The sequence below is a fragment of the Achromobacter spanius genome (assembly GCF_029637605.1).
GTDB lineage: Bacteria > Pseudomonadota > Gammaproteobacteria > Burkholderiales > Burkholderiaceae_B > Achromobacter > Achromobacter spanius_E.
In genome coordinates this window covers 622,318-637,437 of sequence record NZ_CP121261.1, presented here as the reverse complement: position 1 = coordinate 637,437, position 15,120 = coordinate 622,318, and the positions used below count along the sequence as shown (strand labels likewise).

Genomic DNA, 15,120 nt, shown 5'->3' with positions numbered 1-15,120 from the left:
CTGGATACTCCAATAACGGCAGGAGATCGTCCAAATTTAGAGTCCTTCCAACATCTGACGAGAAATTTCCACGTCGGACGCTGCCCCACGTAACTGGCCCATGATGCCGATCAGTTTTTGCGCGTAGCGCGGGTCGGTCGCATAGCCGGCATCCTGGATCTTGCGGGCCGCGTCGATTTCGTTGCGGGCCTGCGTGACGGCTTCATAGCGCGGGCTGTTGCCGATCAGGCGGGCGTAATCCGCGAACGATTCTTCGTAGGACGCATAGGCCCGGAACGGCTGCGTCACTTTTTTCGCGACGCCGTCTTCGTATTCGGTGGTCAGCACATTGACGACCTGGCCCTTCCAACTGCCGCCCGCCTTGATGCCGAACAGGTTGTAGCTGGTGCTGCCATCCGGATGCTTGATTTCGCGCTTGCCCCAACCCGATTCCAGGGCGGCCTGCCCCATGATCAGGCGAGCCGGCACCCCGCTTTCCTGCGACGCCAGGTTGGCCGCGCGCGACATCTTCGACACGAAGTCGACCACGTGGTCGGGCGCGCCCTCGGCCGCCGCCAGCGCGCGGTCGCTGGCGCGGTTGTTGCGCATGACGTTCAGCAGCGCAGATACCTCGCGCGAGCCGCCCGTGCGGAAATCCAGGTCACCGCCCTGGGCGATGGCGCGCACGGCGTCGTCGGACATGTCCGCCGGCTTGCCTTGCTGCATCTGCGCCAGGATGGACTGGGTCAGCCCGATCCCGGGCGACGCCAGGTGCAGCGCCAATTGCTCGTCCGCCATGGACTGCAGCATCTGCGTCTGTTGCGAATCGAACAGCCCTTCCTTGGGCGTGGCCTCGCGCATGCGCTTGACCATCATCTGCAGGAACAGGGCTTCGAACTGCTTGGCGACCTGCCGCTGCTGCTCGGTGCCGGCGGGGTCTTTTTTGACGTCGCGCTTCAGGTCCGACAGGCGGCCCATGTCGAACACCGAGTCCTGCCGGGTGGCGCCGCGCGCCGCGTCTTGGGTAATTGCCATGGCCGTCAGATGATTTCCAGTTCGGCACGCAAGGCGCCCGCCGACTTCATGGCCTGCAGAATTGCCAGCAGGTCTTGCGGCGTGGCGCCCAGGGCGTTCAGGCCCTTGACCACGTCAGCCAGGTTGGCGCTCGTGCTCACGCGCTGCAACGAACCATTGTCCTGCCGCACTTCGATCTGCGTATTGGGCACCACCACCGTCTGCCCTTCGGTGAAGGGCGTGTCCGGCTGCGACACCTGGTTCTGGCGGTTGATGATGACCGACAGGTTGCCGTGCGCCACGGCGGCTTCTTCAATCATGACCGTGCGGTTCATGACGACCGAACCCGTGCGGGCATTGATGATGACCTTGGCGACCGTGGGCGCGCGCGTTACCTGCAGGTCTTCAACCTGCGACAGGAAGCGCGCCTGCGAGGACTGCTCCATGGGCGTGCGCACCTGCACCACGCGGCCGTCCAGCGCGGTGGCCGTGCCCTGGCCGAACTTGCGGTTCAAGGCCACCGCCACGTTCTGCGCCGTGCCGAAGTCGGTGTTGTTCAGTTCGAGGTGGATATAGCCGTCGCGCGAGAACGTGGTGGGCACGCCGCGTTCGACGATGGCGCCCGCGCTGATGCGGCCGCCGTTCAATTGGTTGATCTGCACGCTGGAGCCACCGGCCGACGCGCCCGCGCCGCCCACCAGGATGTTGCCCTGGGCAATCGCGTAGACCTGGCTGTCGGCGCCCTTCAACGGCGTCATCAGCAAGGTGCCGCCACGCAGGCTCTTGGCATTACCCATGGACGACACCACCACGTCCAGCGTCTGGCCGGGCCGGGCAAACGCCGGCAAAGTGGTGGTGACCATCACGGCCGCCACGTTCTTCAATTGCATGTTGCTGCCCGCGGGCACCGTGATGCCTAGTTGCGACAGCATGTTGGTCAGGCTTTGCTGGGTGAAGGGCGTCTGGCGCACCTGGTCGCCGCTGCCGTCCAGGCCCACGACCAGGCCGTAGCCGATCAACTGGTTGCCCCGCACGCCCTGGATCGACGCCAGATCCTTGAGCCTTTCAGCCTGCGCCGCGCCGGCGCCGGCAAGCAGCCCCACCGCCACGCACACACGGGCGAACAAGGACAGCGCGGCGGATATCGGAGTGGTTTTTGTCATGATCAGAACGGCGAGGCAAGCAGGAAGAAGCGTTGCAGCCAGCCCATGGTCTGGACTTCGTCCATGACGCCCTTGCTGCGGTATTCAATGCGGGCGTCAGCCACTTGCGTGGACGACACGGTGCTCGTGCCGGTGATGGAGCGCGGGTCGACCACCCCGGCAAAGCGTACGTACTCGCTGCCGCGGTTGATTGCGATCTGCTTCTCGCCAGCCACCTGCAAGTTGCCGTTGGACATCACGCCCACCACCGTGGTGGTGATGGTGCCGGTGAAGGCGTTGTTGGCGGTGCTGTCGCCCTTGCCTTGCGAGACGTTGCCGCCATTGGCCTCGGTATTCAGATTGGCGTTGGCCCAACTGCCCATGAACGACGGCGCCGCCGCAATGCCCAGCGTGGTCGAGCCGGTGCGGTTGGTGTTCGTGGCGACGTTCTTGGACGCGTTGGTGCGCTCGTTCAGCACGATGGTGACGATGTCGCCCACATTGCGCGGCCGCCGGTCTTCGAACAAGGGATAGTTGCCGTAGGTGGTGGGCTGATAGATCGAGCCCGTGGGCTGCGCCATGGGCATGGGCGGCGGCGGCGGCGCGGCGGTCGTCGGCCCGGTCACGATGGGCTCGGGCGGAATGATGGCGCAACCGGCCGCCAGCAACGCCAGCGCCGCACTGAATACCAGACGCAGGACAGACATGGGCATCACAGTTGGGACAGGCGGGCCAGCATCTCGTCAGAGGTCTTGACGGCCTTGCTGTTCATTTCATAAGCGCGCTGGGTCGTGATCATGTTGACCAGTTCTTCAGCAACGTTCACGTTCGAGGTTTCAACGTAGTTCTGCATGATCGAACCCGCGCCGTCCACACCCGGCTGCAGCAGGTTGGCGGGGCCGGAGGCATCCGTTTCCAGATACAGGTTTTCGCCAATGCTTTGCAGGCCGGTCGGGTTGATGAAGGTGGCGATCTGCAATTGGCCGATCTGCACGTTCACGCCGGCCGCGCCAGGCTGCGTCACCGACACGATGCCGTCCTTGCCGATGGAGATGGACAAGGCGTTGTCCGGCACGTTCATCGGCGGCTGGATCACGTAGCCGGACACCGTGGTCAACTGGCCGTTCTGGTCGCGTTGCAGCGCGCCGTCACGGGTGTAGCCCTGGGTGCCGTCAGGCAGTTCCACTTGCAGGAAACCCCGGCCGTTGATGGCGATATCCATTTCGCCGCCGGTGTTGTTCAGGTTGCCATCCGTGTGGATGCGTTCGGTGGCGGCCACGCGCGCGCCCGTGCCCAGCTGCAGGCCGGACGGCAGTTGCGTGGCGTCGCCCACCTGGGCGCCAGGCTGGCGCAGCGTCTGGTACATCAGGTCCTGGAACACGGCGCGGCCGCGCTTGAACCCGTTGGTGGAGACGTTGGCCAGGTTATTGGAGATCACGTCCATGGACATCTGCTGCCCTTCCAGGCCCGTCTTGGCAATCCACAGTGAACGCATCATGATGAAGTACTCCTAGTGGCGCGGCCCGGCCGCGCGCGAAAATTGTTTGAATCAGCGGCCGAATCAGCTGACGGACAGGATGCCGTTGGCGCGTTCGGCGTTGCGGTCGGACTGCTGGATCACCTGCATCTGCTGCTCGAAGCGGCGGGCGTTTTCAATCATGCCCACCATCGCCTTCATCGGATTGGTGTTGCTGCCTTCCAGCACGCCCGACAACAGGCGCAGGCCGGGGTCGGCGGGCACGGGCGGCGCCGGCTGGCCATTGACCGGCGCCATGCGGAACACGCCGTCGTCGCCATGCACCAGTTGCGCGTTGTTCGGGTTGGCCAGCTTCAGGCGGCCCAGGTTCAGGATGTTGTTCGGACCGTCGCCCGCGCCAATGGCGGTGATGGTGCCGTCCGACGTGATGCTCAGCGCGGCCTGGTCGGGCACGTCGATGGGACCGCCCTGGTCCGACAGCACCGGCTGACCCAGGGAAGTCTGCAACAGGCCGTTGATGCCCACTTGCAGGCTGCCGTTGCGCGTGTAGGCCTCGCCTTGCGGGGTCTGCACGGCGATCCAGCCGTTTTCACTGGCCAGCGCCACGTCCAGGTCGCGGCCCGTGGTCTGCATCGTGCCCATCTGGAAGCTGTTGCCGGGGGTGGACGCCACCGTCGAAACCCGCGTCGGCAGACTCACCCCGTCCGCCATCGGAACCGAGCGGTACAGCGCGATCTGCTCGCGAAAGCCCGTCGTGTTCACGTTGGCCATGTTGTTGGAGAGCGCGGCCTGATGCTCAGTGATACGCGCTGCGCCATTCATGGCGGTGTAGATGATTCTGTCCATTGCCTATTCCGTCGGTGTCGTCGCGAGCCAGCTTTACTTCAGGTTCATCAGGACTTGCATGATTTCGTCCTGGGTCTTGATGGTTTGCGAGTTGGCCTGGTACGTGCGCTGGGCAATGATCATGTTGACCAGTTCCTTGCTCATGTCGACGTTGGACGCTTCGGTGGCCTGACCGACCACGCGGGACATGCCGTTGGTGCCGGGCTGGCCCAGGATCGGCTGGCCGGAGGCGGCCGTTTCGGTCCAGGCGTTGTTGCCCACGGGCTGCAAGCCTTGCAGGTTGGAGAAGTCAGCCAGCACGATGTTGCCGACCACTTGCGTTTCGCCGTTGGTGTAGCTGGCCACCAGGCTGCCGTCGGCGCCCACGTTGATGCCGCTGAATTCGCCGGAGGTGTAGCCGTCGGGCTTGGCCACCAGCTTGTAGTCGCTGCCGTATTGCGTGGTGCCGGTGTAGTTCATGGCGATGCTGAGCGGGTCGGCCGGCGTCACGTCGCCGCCGGGCGTGGCAAAGCTCAGCGTCACGACCGGGGCGCTGGTCATCGCGCCGGCCTTGTTGAACGTGAACTGCTGGGGGTTGCCCCACACGCCGCCTGCCTGCGTGGTCGGCGCCATGGCCTGGCCGTCCATCGTGTAGTACACGTCATAGACGCTGTTGCCCGCGGCGTCGGCAGGACGCTTGACGAAGTACTGCATCACCTGGTGCGAGTTGCCCAGGGAGTCAAACACCGTCATGGGCGAGGCGTTGGTGTAGCTGCTGGAAATGGTCGGATCGAACGGACGGCCGATTTCCGTGACCTCGGCGGTGTAGTTGACGTAGCCCGGAACCTGGGTGATGTCGCCCGAAGTGATAACGCCCCCGGCAACAACGATCTCGTTCGGCGCGGTGCCGTACGTGGCGTCGGGCGGCACACCGGCTGCCCAGACCAGATCACCCGTCGCGTTGCGCGTGAATTCATAGTCCGTGCCGCCCAGGTTGACTGTGCCGTTGACGGCCGGCGTGGTCACGGTATCCGTCAAATACACCACTTTGGCGTTGGCGTTCAGGTTGGCCACGGTGGTGCCCGTGGTGGTGGCCTCGGGCGCCACGTTGGCGGTGGGCACTTGCAGTTCGACCGGATTCGCGCCGATGGCGCCCGCCGGGTAGCCCGTCAGGCGGTAGCCCTGGGCGTTGACGATGTAGCTGTTCTTGTCGACCAGGAATTCGCCGTTGCGCGAATACATGACCGCGCCGCTTTGGTCGGTCAGGCGGAACATGCCCTTGGCGCCGTCGATGGCAATGTCGTATTCGCCGCCGCCGCCCTGCACGGTACCCACCGTGAAACGCTGGTTGATGGCGGCCACTTTCACACCCAGGCCCACACGCGAGCTGGCGTAGACGTCGGCAAACGACGCGGTGGCCGATTTGAAGCCGACGGTGCCGGAGTTGGCAATGTTGTTGCCGATAACGTCCAGGTTTTGCGATGCGGCGTTCAAGCCGCTTAGTCCTTGTCCGAAGCCCATGTTTTCTCTCGCTGATCTTTATCTAGGAAAGCCGCCGCCCGTGCGCCGGCACCGTTTCATGTCCGCCCGATTCAGGCGCCGCCGATTACCTTACGCACATCCAGCATGCTGGCCTGGCCGTCCAGGCCCATGTCCAGACGCAAGCCTTCGGTGGAATACGCCACGCTCTTGACCTGGCCGTAGCTCAGCACTTCCGAATTGACCTTCTTGCCGTCGCCGTCGGTGGCCAGGACGGACACGGTGTACGCGCCCGGCTCCAGCACCACGCCGCTGTCGTTCTTGCCGTCCCAATCCAGCGTGTACACGCCGGTCTTCTGTTCGCCCATTTCAATGGTGCGCACGATGGCGCCATTGGCGTCGGCGATGCGCACCTGCACCTTCTGAGCGTCGGCTTGCAAGTCCAGGCCGTAAGGGGTGACCACGCGCTCGGCGGCGTTGTCGCCGTCGACACCGACCTTGATCTTGTTGCCGGGAACGAGCACGCCCTTGCCGATCATCGCCACGGCGTTCATCGACTGCGACACGTCGATCTGGCCGCTGATGGCCAGCATGGTGTTCTTGAGGTTATTGACGCCTTCCACCGTCGCGATTTGCGCCATCTGCGAGGTGAGTTCGGCGTTTTCCATCGGGTTCAGCGGATCCTGGTTCTGCAACTGCGTCGTGAGCAGCTTCAGAAACTGGTCCTGCAGGCCCTGCGCCGTGATGGAGCTGGTGGAACCCGTTTGGGCCAGGGCCATGCCGGTGGCGCTGGTGTTTTGATCGACGGTGGTCATGGATGCACTCTGTCAGGGATTAGGATTGACCAATGGTCAGGGTCTTCTGCATCAACGACTTGGCGGTGTTCAACACCTCGACGTTGGCTTGATAGGACCGCGACGCCGCGATCATGTTGACCGTTTCGGCCACCGGATCGACGTTGGGCATGCTGATGTAACCCTGGGCGTCCGCCAGCGGATGCTTGGGGTCGTAGACCTGCTTCAAGGGCGACGGGTCCTGGATGACGCCGGCCACGCGCACGCCGCCGATCTCCTGCCCCATTGCCTGCCCGGGCGCCGGGTTGACCTGGAACACGACCTGACGGGCGCGGTACGGCTGGCCGTCCGGGCCGACGACGCTGTCGGCGTTGGCCATATTGCTGGCCGACACGTTCATGCGCTGCGACTGCGCGCTGAGCGCGGAACCGGCGATATCGAAAATGCTCAACAAGGACATAGCCTGTTGCTCCCTTTATGGATCAATCCTGAATAGCGGTTTGCAGCGTCCGGATGCGGCCGGAGATCATCTGCATCGTGCTCTGGTAGTGCAAGGTGTTGTCGGCGAACTGCACGCGCTCGATGTCCATGTCCACCGTGTTGCCGTCCATGCTGGGCTGGTACGGCAGGCGGTACAGCAGGTCGGTCGGGCCTTGCGAGACGGCCTTGGCGGGAATGTGGCGTGCCGAGGTCAGCGTCAACGAGGTGTCGGCCAGGCGCTTGGAATCTTCCATGGCGTTCTGCATCGCGGTCTTGAAGTCAAAGTCGCGAGCCTTGTAGTTCGGCGTGTCGGCGTTGGCGATGTTGGACGACAGCACTTCCTGGCGCTGCGCGCGCAGTCCCAAAGCCTGCTGGTAGAACCGGAAATCTTCATTAAGCCTGTCGAGCATCGTGGCGCCTTCGTGCGTTGCAATACGGATAGAGCACGGGACGCCGAACACACCGGTATCCCATTGGATGACGGAATCATAGGGGCCGGCGGCGTAACACAATCAGCCAAATAACCTGCCATTTCTCATCCAATTCCCGTATTGCCAAGCGCCGCGGACTCCTACAATTCAGTCATCATGAAAATCTCCGCACGACTCCTCCTTGCGCGCGCAAGCGGCCTGATCGTTCTGGCGCTGGCCGGTTCCGGGGCCGCGCTGGCCCAAGGCGTGGCCAGCCAGCCGCCCGGGGCGGTCGCAACCGCGGCGCAAGACTATCTGCTGGACCAATTGGCCGGCCTGCCCGGCCAGCCCGCCGTTACCGTGGACCCGCCGCGCGTGGAACACCTGACGCCCTGCGACGCCATGGCCCCGTTCATGCCCTCTGGCATGCGGCTGCGTTCACGGATGACGGTGGGCGTGCGGTGCAGCGCGCCCAAGCCCTGGACCACCTATGTGCAGGCCACGGTCAGCGTGCCCGGGTACTATTACGTCGCTTCGCGCTTGATCGCGGCGGGCCAGGCGCTGACACCGGACGACCTTACCCCCCGGGATGGCGACCTGGTGTCGCTACCGCCCGGCGCCATCACCGACCCCCAGATGGTCGAGGGCATGACGGCCGTGTACCGCATCAACGCGGGCCAGCCGGTGCGCAGTTCTTCTTTACGCAATGCCCAAACGGTGCTGCGCGGCTCCAACGTGCGAATCAATGCGCGCGGCAAGGGTTTCGTGGTCAGCAGTGAAGGCGAGGCGCTGGACAATGCGGCGCCCGGCGCCCGGGTGCAGGTCCGCACCGCGAACGGCCAGGTGGTCAGCGGTGTGGTGCGCAACGCGGGCTTGGTGGAAATACAACTGTAGGGTCTGTTACAAATCGCGTTGCGGCGGCGGGCAAGCTGCCCTAAAGTTCCATCCGACCCTGTCGTTACTCAGACATAAGTAGGCGGATCCGTCGCAAACCGACCCAGGACGCCCTGCGGAGAAAACCTTGAAAATCAATTCGACCTCCAACCGGCCTCTTTCGGCCGACGCCGTCAGCCAGCGCCCGGATTCCGCCGTTGCGCAGGCGTATGGCGCCAGCAACGCCACGGGCTCAAGCAGCTCGCAAGTGGCGTTGAGCTCGGCGTCGCGCAAGATGCTGGCCCTGCAAGACGGCTCGAACGACATCAACGTCGAGCGCGTGGCCGCCATCCGTGCCGCGATTGCCTCCGGCCAATTGAAGATCGACACCGGCCGCATTGCCGACAGCCTGATCGCCAGCGCGCGCGATCTGCTGAAGTAATCCTTGTTCAACGCCTGATCAGAAGCATGACCATGAACCCCGTCGACGCCCTCCAGTCCTGCATGCGTCAGGAAGACGCCCTGATCACCGAGTTCTCGGCGATTCTGGAAGAAGAGACCGAGGTCCTGGTCGGGCCGGGCAATGTGGGCGCGCTGCAGACCATTACGGAACGCAAGGGCCGCGTGGCACAGCAGTTGGTGGATCTGAGCGATACGCGCGACGGCCTGTTGGCCGAAATCGGCCTGCCCGCCGGCCACACCGGCACCGAGCAGGCGGCGGTGCTGCATCCGCAATTGTCGGGAATCTGGCAAGCGTTGTTGAGCAAGTCGGCGTCGGCCAATGAAATCAACCTGCGCAATGGCGCGCTGATCGACGTGCATCTGCGCTACACCCAGCAATCGCTGGACGCGCTGCGCGACATCAACGGCGCCAAGGGCAACGTCACATACGACGCCTACGGCCGCGGCGCCCGAGGCGCCCCCAGCCGCAAACCCATCGTCGCCGGATAATTCCGTACGGATAGGTCCGTAGGATGGGTGGAGCGCGGCACGCCCGCCAAAAAAAACAACCGCCCAACGCGCGAAACCCATCAGCAGCGGTTGGATGTACACCGCCCACCGCCAGATGGGTTACGCGCGATGCAGCCCCAGCGATCTAGCCAAGGCCCCCGCGCGCTCCACCCATCCTACAAGCACCACCGCATCCCGTAGGATGGGTGGAGCGCGGCACACCAGCCAAAAGAAGCACCAGCGCCCAACGCGCGAAACCCATCAACCACCCACCCAAAATCCGCATCCCGTAGGATGGGTGCAGCGCGGCACGCCCGCCAAAAAAACACCAGCGCACAACGCGCGAAACCCATCAACCACCCAAAATCCAGATCCCGCAGGATGGCTACATCACCCCGCCGCCATCTCCAACATCGCGAACATCTTCAATATCGCCACCGGCAGCAGCTTCCCCGATAGCTTTCTCTCCGACCCCATAATTCCCGACAACGGTCCCCGGGCCACCTCGGCGGACGTCGAATGCGCCATCTGCCAGCACGCCGCGCCCAGTTGGCCCGCCATCAGCGACTGCCTGGCCAAGGTATGCGCACCATCAACCGCCGGCAATGCCTGCCAGGCGTTCGCCATATAACGGAAGCCTGCCTTGGCCTCATCCTGCAACACCAGCCATCGCGCCACCGTCGCCGCGTCGGCTTGTGATGCCGCCAGGTTCGTCACGCCAAACAACTGGCCCGCCACTTCACCGCTTGCCGTATCAATCAAGCGCGCGCACACCAAACGGAACGCTGCATTCTCGCCACGGCCCGGCAAGGCGATTTCCGTGCCCGACGCCCACAGCGCCAACGGCACCTGCTTACCGCCCTGCTCGCTGACCAGCCCCGGCATATCACCCGGCTGACCCACGGGCAAATAACCCACGCTCTTGCCAACCGCATTCAAATTCGTCGGGCACTCATCCTGCACCACACGCATGCCGCCTGGGCAGCGCGCCACCCATGACGCGCCCTGCCCGCTTAACGACTGCCACAACGCCGACGTACCCGCCTCCAGCAGATGCACCAGCGGCAGGCGCGGCAACTGCTCGCCCAGCCAGCGCACTCGCGCCTCCAGCGCCGGGCCGGCATCCGCCAGACCAGGCGCCGCGGGTGCAAACGACGTCAGCATGCCGTGGGCCAGCGCCAATTGCTGCGCGGGCGCCGCCAAGGCCACGCCGCGATCGCTCATCAGCAGGGACCCCATCAACACGCCACCCGGCAAGCCCTCGCCCTTCATGCTGGCCTTGCCGTGCATGGCCAGCAGGTGCCGGTTGCACACCGACGAAAATTCCCGCCGCACCATCGCCAGCGGCTCGTCAGCCAATCCCGCCAGGCTTGCGCCCGCGCCATCACCCACATATTCACGCCAGGATGCGCGCGCTTGCACGCAGGCCGGGTCGTTGTCCAACAGCCCGATCGTGTCGTCCAGATTCTGTGCCGCCGCGACCGAGGCCGAGCCGCCTTGCGGGCGCAAAATCGCGGACGCCAGCAGTTGCCGGCGGCGCGCGGGGTCCACCGCATCCGCCTCGCGGGCCGACGGCACCAGCGACGCCAGGTCTGCTTCGCTGGGCGTGTACAAGGCACGCGCGCGTTCGACCATCTGGAAAGCGCGGTCGATCAGCACGTCGGCGCGCGCCAGTTCCATGTGTTCCGGCACCTTCTGCCCCACCGACATGTAGTGAATCGGCAGGCGATGGCGGATCGCCGTATCCAGCGCCGCGCCCAGGCGCGTGGCTTCGTCCAGCTTGGTGATGATGCAACCGGCCACATCCTCGCCCACGCCATTGCGGTAGGCATGCGCCACTTCATCCAGGGTATCGCCCTGGCTGGCGGCATTCAGCACCAGCAGCCGGCGCACCGGCTTGCCGGCGTTGCACAGCATCGTGGCCTGCTCCGCCACCAGGCGGTCGCGCTGGCTGATGCCAGTGGTGTCGATCAGTACGATCTTGCGGTTGCCCAGTTCGGCCAGAATGCGGCGCAGCTCGCCCGCGTCGCGCACCGAATGGGCGGGCACGCCCATCAGGCGGCCGTAGATCTGCAACTGTTCAAGCGCGCCGATCCGGAACAGGTCGGTCGTCAGCATCGCCACCTGGTCGCGGCCTTCGCGCGCCACGCAACGGGCGGCCAGCTTGGCCAGGGTAGTGGTCTTGCCCACGCCGGTGGGGCCGACCAGGGCATAGACGCCACCGGCCAGGAATTCGTCTTCGGAGCGGACCACCGGCAGGTGCGTGACCAGCTCGTTGCGCGCCCAGGCCTGGGCGGCCTCCGTTGACAGGCCTTGCGGCAGGCGGTCGACCAGCGTGCGAACCAGCTTCGTGCTGAAGCCGGCGTCAAGCAAACTACGGAACAGCGCGGCGGCGGCGGGCTCGCGGCCCGAGCCCGGGCGACCGCCCCACAGCAGGCCATCCATGCGCGTTTCCAACGCACCGCGCAGGGCGCTGATGGCGTCCTGCAAACCGGCGGTGGAGTTCGCCGGCAACGATGGCGGCGCCATGGGCGGCGCCTGACGCAACGGCGCGTCCGGCATGCGGGCCATGGACGGTGCAGGCGCGGCAGCCGAAGCAACCGGTGTATAGGCGGGCGCCGAAGCAAGCGCGGAGGCCGGCGGCACATAGGCGGGAGCCAACGCAGGCGTGGACGCAGCGGGCACATAGGCAGGCGCGGACGCGGCCGGCGAATAGGCAGGTGCCGACGCAGGCGCGGACGCAGGCGGCACATAGGCGGTTGCCGACGCAGGCACAGACGTGGCCGGCGCATAGGCAGGCGTCGCCGGCCGGGCCGGCGGCAAGGCCGGCAGTTCCACACGGGTTGCCGTGCCGGTCAGCGGCGCAGCGGGCTGCGCGGCAACGGACGGGGCAGCCGCTTGCGCGGGGGCTGCGTGCGGCATGGGTGCCTGCTGCGCGGGCAGCGGCTGTGGCCACGCAGGCGCTGATGGATGGGTCGCGCCGGGTTGGGACGTGGCAGGTTGAGGCGCAGCGGATTGGGGTGCTGCCGACTGAGGCGCAACGGCGCCGTTCGACTCCGGCATCGCCTCCATCTCCGGCACTGCCGACGAGGCAAAGGCGGACTGGTACGCCGCGATGGAGCGCGACGGCGTCGAGTAGTTGGTTTGCGGCATCGGCGCCTGCCCGGGCGACGGCGTCGAGTAACCGGTCTGCGGCATCGGCGCCTGCATCGGCGACGGCGTCGCCGCATGCATAGGTTGCTGCATCTCCGGATGCACAGGCTGCTGCATCCCCGGATGCACAGGCGGCGGCATCGCCGAAGGCCGAGGCATCGGCTGCTGCACAGCCGCCCCACCAAAGGGCGAACTGGCCGGCGCGGGTTGTCGCGCATCCACCGCAGGCGCGGCGCCCCCCGCCGCTTCCCGCTGCAGCGTTTCCGATGCCGCGTCCTCAAACGCGCCATCCACCGTGGCCAACACTTCCACACCGCCATCGACGCTGCGGTTCGACACGATCAAGGCGTCCGGCCCCAGCACCTGACGCACCTGGCGCATCACTTCACGGCTGTTGACCCCAAAAAAACGGCTTATCTTCATTGCCCGTTGCTCCCGCCGATCATCGCGGTCACGCGGACCATGCGTTCATCGGGTATTTCCGTATTCGACAACACGCCCAATTGCGGCAAGTGGTGCCGCAAGAAGCGCGACAGCGGCGCGCGCAGCACCGGCGACACCAGCAACACCGGCGCATTGCCCTGCGATTCCTGGCGTTCGACGGCGGCCTGCGTTTCGCGCAGCAAGGTATCGGCCAGGCCAGGCTCCAGCCCGCCGCTGGTGGTCATGGCCTGCGACAGCACGCGCTCCAGCTTCACATCCAGCCCGATCACCCGCAGCTCGCCCTCGCCCGGGAACCATTGCTGCGTGATCGCGCGGCCCAGTGAACGGCGCACCAACATGATCAGCTCGTTGATGTCGGGCTGACCGCCCGTGCCCGCCGCCTGCGCCGCCAGACGCGGGCCGTGCTCGGACAGCGTATCGATAATGGTGCGCATGTCGCGGATCGGCACTTCTTCCGACAGCAAGCCTTGCAGCACCTTCTGCAAGGCAGTCAGCGACAGCGTCTTGGGCACCAGGTCTTCCACCAGCTTGGGCGCGTCGCGGCCGATGCGGTCCAGCAACTGCTGCACTTCCTGGCGGCCCAACAGGTTCGAACCGTGGCGGTGCATCAGATGGTTCAAGTGCGTGGCCACCACCGTGCCCGCGTCCACCACCGTATAGCCCGCCACCTGCGCCTGGTCGCGCAAGCCCCCGTCGATCCACAGCGCGGGCAAGCCGAAGGCCGGGTCGGTGGTGGGCGTGCCCTTGATCTGTACCGTGACGCCTCCTGGGTCGATGGCCAGCCATTGGCCCGGCATCGCCACGCCCTGCCCCACCTCGACACCCGACAGCAGGATGCGGTAATCGTTCGGCTTCAGTTCCAGGTTGTCGCGTATGTGCACCACCGGCGGCAGGAAGCCCACGTCCTGCGCGAACTTCTTGCGCAGGCTGCGGATGCGATGCAGCAGTTCGCCGTTCTGGGCGTGGTCCACCAGCGGAATCAGCCGGTAGCCCACTTCCAGCCCCAGTTGATCCACCATGGACACGTCGTCCCAACTGGCCTCGGCGGCCGCGGCCTGCGCCTGCGTGATCGCTTGCGGCGGCACCTCTTCGGCGGCTTGCGCGGCGGCCAGGCGGCGCTTGTGCAGCATCCAGCCGCCCCAGCCCAGCGCACCGGCCAGCGTCAGGAAAGCCACGTGCGGCATGTTGGGAATCAGACCCATGATGCCGATGATGCCCGCCGTCAGGAACAGCACGGCCGGGTTCGAGAACAACTGGCTCATGATCTGCTGGCCGACGTCCTGGTCGGTCGACACGCGCGACACCACCACGCCGGCGGCCGTCGAGATCACCAGCGCCGGAATCTGCGCGACCAGGCCATCACCGATGGTCAGCAGCGTGTAGACGCGGCCCGACTCGGCCATCGACATGTCGTGCTGGGCCACGCCCACGATCAGGCCGCCGATCACGTTGATCACCATGATCAGCAGGCCGGCGATGGCGTCGCCGCGCACGAACTTGCTGGCGCCGTCCATCGAGCCGAAGAAGTCCGATTCCTGCGAGACTTCGGCGCGGCGCTTGCGTGCTTCGTCTTCGCCGATCAGGCCGGCGTTCAGGTCGGCGTCGATCGCCATCTGCTTGCCGGGCATGGCGTCCAGGGTGAAACGCGCGCCCACTTCGGCAATACGCCCCGCACCCTTGGTGATCACGATGAAGTTGATAATGGTCAGGATCACGAACACGATGATCCCCACGGCAAAGTTGCCGCCAACCAGGAAGTGGCCAAACGCCTCGATCACCTTGCCCGCCGCATCGGGGCCGGTGTGGCCGTTCAGCAGCACGACCCGGGTGGACGCCACGTTCAGCGACAGGCGCAGCAAGGTCGCGAACAGCAGCACGGCCGGAAAGGCGGCGAAGTCCAGCGGCTTGCGCGTGAACATGGCCACCAGCAGGATCATCACGGACAGCGCAATGTTGAAGGTGAACAGCAAGTCCAACAGGAACGTGGGCAGGGGCAATACCATCATGCCCAGCACCATCACGATCAGGATCGGCCCTGCCAGAAGCCGCGCATGGCCGGCCCCGCTACTCTTCAACATGGTGAGCAAAGCGCTCATTCC

At 65.6% G+C, this 15,120-nt stretch carries 14 protein-coding genes; 3 read left to right on the top strand and 11 right to left on the bottom strand.

Going from position 1 to position 15,120, the window contains the following annotated elements:
* Window positions 1-36: 36 nt before the first annotated feature.
* The 9 genes from flgJ to flgB all read right to left on the bottom strand — a co-directional run bounded on the left by flgJ (window position 37) and on the right by flgB (window position 7,600).
* Window positions 37-1,014: a flagellar assembly peptidoglycan hydrolase FlgJ gene (gene flgJ, locus P8T11_RS02850; protein WP_268078418.1), complete on the bottom strand. Its 978-nt coding sequence runs from the start codon at window positions 1,012-1,014 to the stop codon at window positions 37-39.
* Between the two features lie 5 nt (window positions 1,015-1,019).
* Window positions 1,020-2,156, bottom strand: coding sequence for a flagellar basal body P-ring protein FlgI (locus P8T11_RS02845; RefSeq protein WP_268078419.1), 1,137 nt, complete (start codon window positions 2,154-2,156; stop codon window positions 1,020-1,022).
* Between the two features lie 2 nt (window positions 2,157-2,158).
* The gene (locus tag P8T11_RS02840) at window positions 2,159-2,848 is read right to left on the bottom strand and encodes a flagellar basal body L-ring protein FlgH (RefSeq protein WP_268078421.1); all 690 of its coding nucleotides are present in this window, start codon (window positions 2,846-2,848) and stop codon (window positions 2,159-2,161) included.
* Window positions 2,848-3,633, bottom strand: coding sequence for a flagellar basal-body rod protein FlgG (gene flgG, locus P8T11_RS02835; protein ID WP_050450233.1), 786 nt, complete (start codon window positions 3,631-3,633; stop codon window positions 2,848-2,850). The genes P8T11_RS02840 and flgG overlap by 1 nt, the downstream gene beginning before the upstream one ends.
* A gap of 63 nt (window positions 3,634-3,696) precedes the next feature.
* Window positions 3,697-4,458, bottom strand: a complete 762-nt coding sequence (locus P8T11_RS02830) for a flagellar basal body rod protein FlgF (RefSeq protein WP_259248501.1) — start codon at window positions 4,456-4,458, stop codon at window positions 3,697-3,699.
* Window positions 4,459-4,491: 33 nt separating this feature from the next.
* The gene (locus P8T11_RS02825) at window positions 4,492-5,958 is read right to left on the bottom strand and encodes a flagellar hook-basal body complex protein (RefSeq protein WP_268078422.1); all 1,467 of its coding nucleotides are present in this window, start codon (window positions 5,956-5,958) and stop codon (window positions 4,492-4,494) included.
* A gap of 71 nt (window positions 5,959-6,029) precedes the next feature.
* On the bottom strand, window positions 6,030-6,731 hold the full coding sequence (locus tag P8T11_RS02820) for a flagellar hook capping FlgD N-terminal domain-containing protein (protein WP_268078423.1): 702 nt from the start codon (window positions 6,729-6,731) through the stop codon (window positions 6,030-6,032).
* 19 nt (window positions 6,732-6,750) lie between these two features.
* Complete coding sequence (gene flgC, locus P8T11_RS02815; RefSeq protein ID WP_100855436.1) at window positions 6,751-7,170, bottom strand: flagellar basal body rod protein FlgC; 420 nt, start codon at window positions 7,168-7,170, stop codon at window positions 6,751-6,753.
* Window positions 7,171-7,192: 22 nt separating this feature from the next.
* Window positions 7,193-7,600: a flagellar basal body rod protein FlgB gene (gene flgB / locus P8T11_RS02810; RefSeq protein WP_268078424.1), complete on the bottom strand. Its 408-nt coding sequence runs from the start codon at window positions 7,598-7,600 to the stop codon at window positions 7,193-7,195.
* A gap of 177 nt (window positions 7,601-7,777) precedes the next feature.
* Here flgB and flgA point away from each other — a divergent pair, with 177 nt between their 5' ends.
* The 3 genes from flgA to P8T11_RS02795 all read left to right on the top strand — a co-directional run bounded on the left by flgA (window position 7,778) and on the right by P8T11_RS02795 (window position 9,424).
* Entirely contained in the window at window positions 7,778-8,494 is a 717-nt protein-coding gene (gene flgA / locus P8T11_RS02805) for a flagellar basal body P-ring formation chaperone FlgA (RefSeq protein WP_268078425.1), read from the top strand.
* 127 nt (window positions 8,495-8,621) lie between these two features.
* Window positions 8,622-8,915, top strand: a complete 294-nt coding sequence (gene flgM, locus P8T11_RS02800; RefSeq protein WP_268078426.1) for a flagellar biosynthesis anti-sigma factor FlgM — start codon at window positions 8,622-8,624, stop codon at window positions 8,913-8,915.
* A 32-nt stretch (window positions 8,916-8,947) separates the two neighbouring features.
* Window positions 8,948-9,424, top strand: a complete 477-nt coding sequence (locus P8T11_RS02795; protein ID WP_268078427.1) for a flagella synthesis protein FlgN — start codon at window positions 8,948-8,950, stop codon at window positions 9,422-9,424.
* 390 nt (window positions 9,425-9,814) lie between these two features.
* Here the strand turns inward: P8T11_RS02795 and flhF are convergent, their stop codons facing one another.
* Both flhF and flhA read right to left on the bottom strand, forming a co-directional pair.
* Window positions 9,815-12,346, bottom strand: a complete 2,532-nt coding sequence (gene flhF / locus P8T11_RS02790; RefSeq protein ID WP_418910344.1) for a flagellar biosynthesis protein FlhF — start codon at window positions 12,344-12,346, stop codon at window positions 9,815-9,817.
* Between the two features lie 650 nt (window positions 12,347-12,996).
* A complete protein-coding gene (gene flhA / locus P8T11_RS02785; protein ID WP_268078428.1) occupies window positions 12,997-15,117 on the bottom strand; it encodes a flagellar biosynthesis protein FlhA in 2,121 nt (706 codons plus the stop codon).
* Between the last annotated feature and the right edge of the window lie 3 nt (window positions 15,118-15,120).

Excerpts from the sequence above, each read along its gene's own strand:
- flgJ (WP_268078418.1), bottom strand. The coding sequence starts at position 1,014 with ATGGCAATTACCCAAGACGCGGCGCGCGGCGCCACCCGGCAGGACTCG.
- P8T11_RS02845 (WP_268078419.1), bottom strand. The coding sequence starts at position 2,156 with ATGACAAAAACCACTCCGATATCCGCCGCGCTGTCCTTGTTCGCCCGT.
- P8T11_RS02840 (WP_268078421.1), bottom strand. The coding sequence starts at position 2,848 with ATGCCCATGTCTGTCCTGCGTCTGGTATTCAGTGCGGCGCTGGCGTTG.
- flgG (WP_050450233.1), bottom strand. The coding sequence starts at position 3,633 with ATGATGCGTTCACTGTGGATTGCCAAGACGGGCCTGGAAGGGCAGCAG.
- P8T11_RS02830 (WP_259248501.1), bottom strand. The coding sequence starts at position 4,458 with ATGGACAGAATCATCTACACCGCCATGAATGGCGCAGCGCGTATCACT.
- P8T11_RS02825 (WP_268078422.1), bottom strand. The coding sequence starts at position 5,958 with ATGGGCTTCGGACAAGGACTAAGCGGCTTGAACGCCGCATCGCAAAAC.
- P8T11_RS02820 (WP_268078423.1), bottom strand. The coding sequence starts at position 6,731 with ATGACCACCGTCGATCAAAACACCAGCGCCACCGGCATGGCCCTGGCC.
- flgC (WP_100855436.1), bottom strand. The coding sequence starts at position 7,170 with ATGTCCTTGTTGAGCATTTTCGATATCGCCGGTTCCGCGCTCAGCGCG.
- flgB (WP_268078424.1), bottom strand. The coding sequence starts at position 7,600 with ATGCTCGACAGGCTTAATGAAGATTTCCGGTTCTACCAGCAGGCTTTG.
- flgA (WP_268078425.1), top strand. The coding sequence starts at position 7,778 with ATGAAAATCTCCGCACGACTCCTCCTTGCGCGCGCAAGCGGCCTGATC.
- P8T11_RS02795 (WP_268078427.1), top strand. The coding sequence starts at position 8,948 with ATGAACCCCGTCGACGCCCTCCAGTCCTGCATGCGTCAGGAAGACGCC.
- flhF (WP_418910344.1), bottom strand. The coding sequence starts at position 12,346 with ATGCCGCACGCAGCCCCCGCGCAAGCGGCTGCCCCGTCCGTTGCCGCG.
- flhA (WP_268078428.1), bottom strand. The coding sequence starts at position 15,117 with ATGAGCGCTTTGCTCACCATGTTGAAGAGTAGCGGGGCCGGCCATGCG.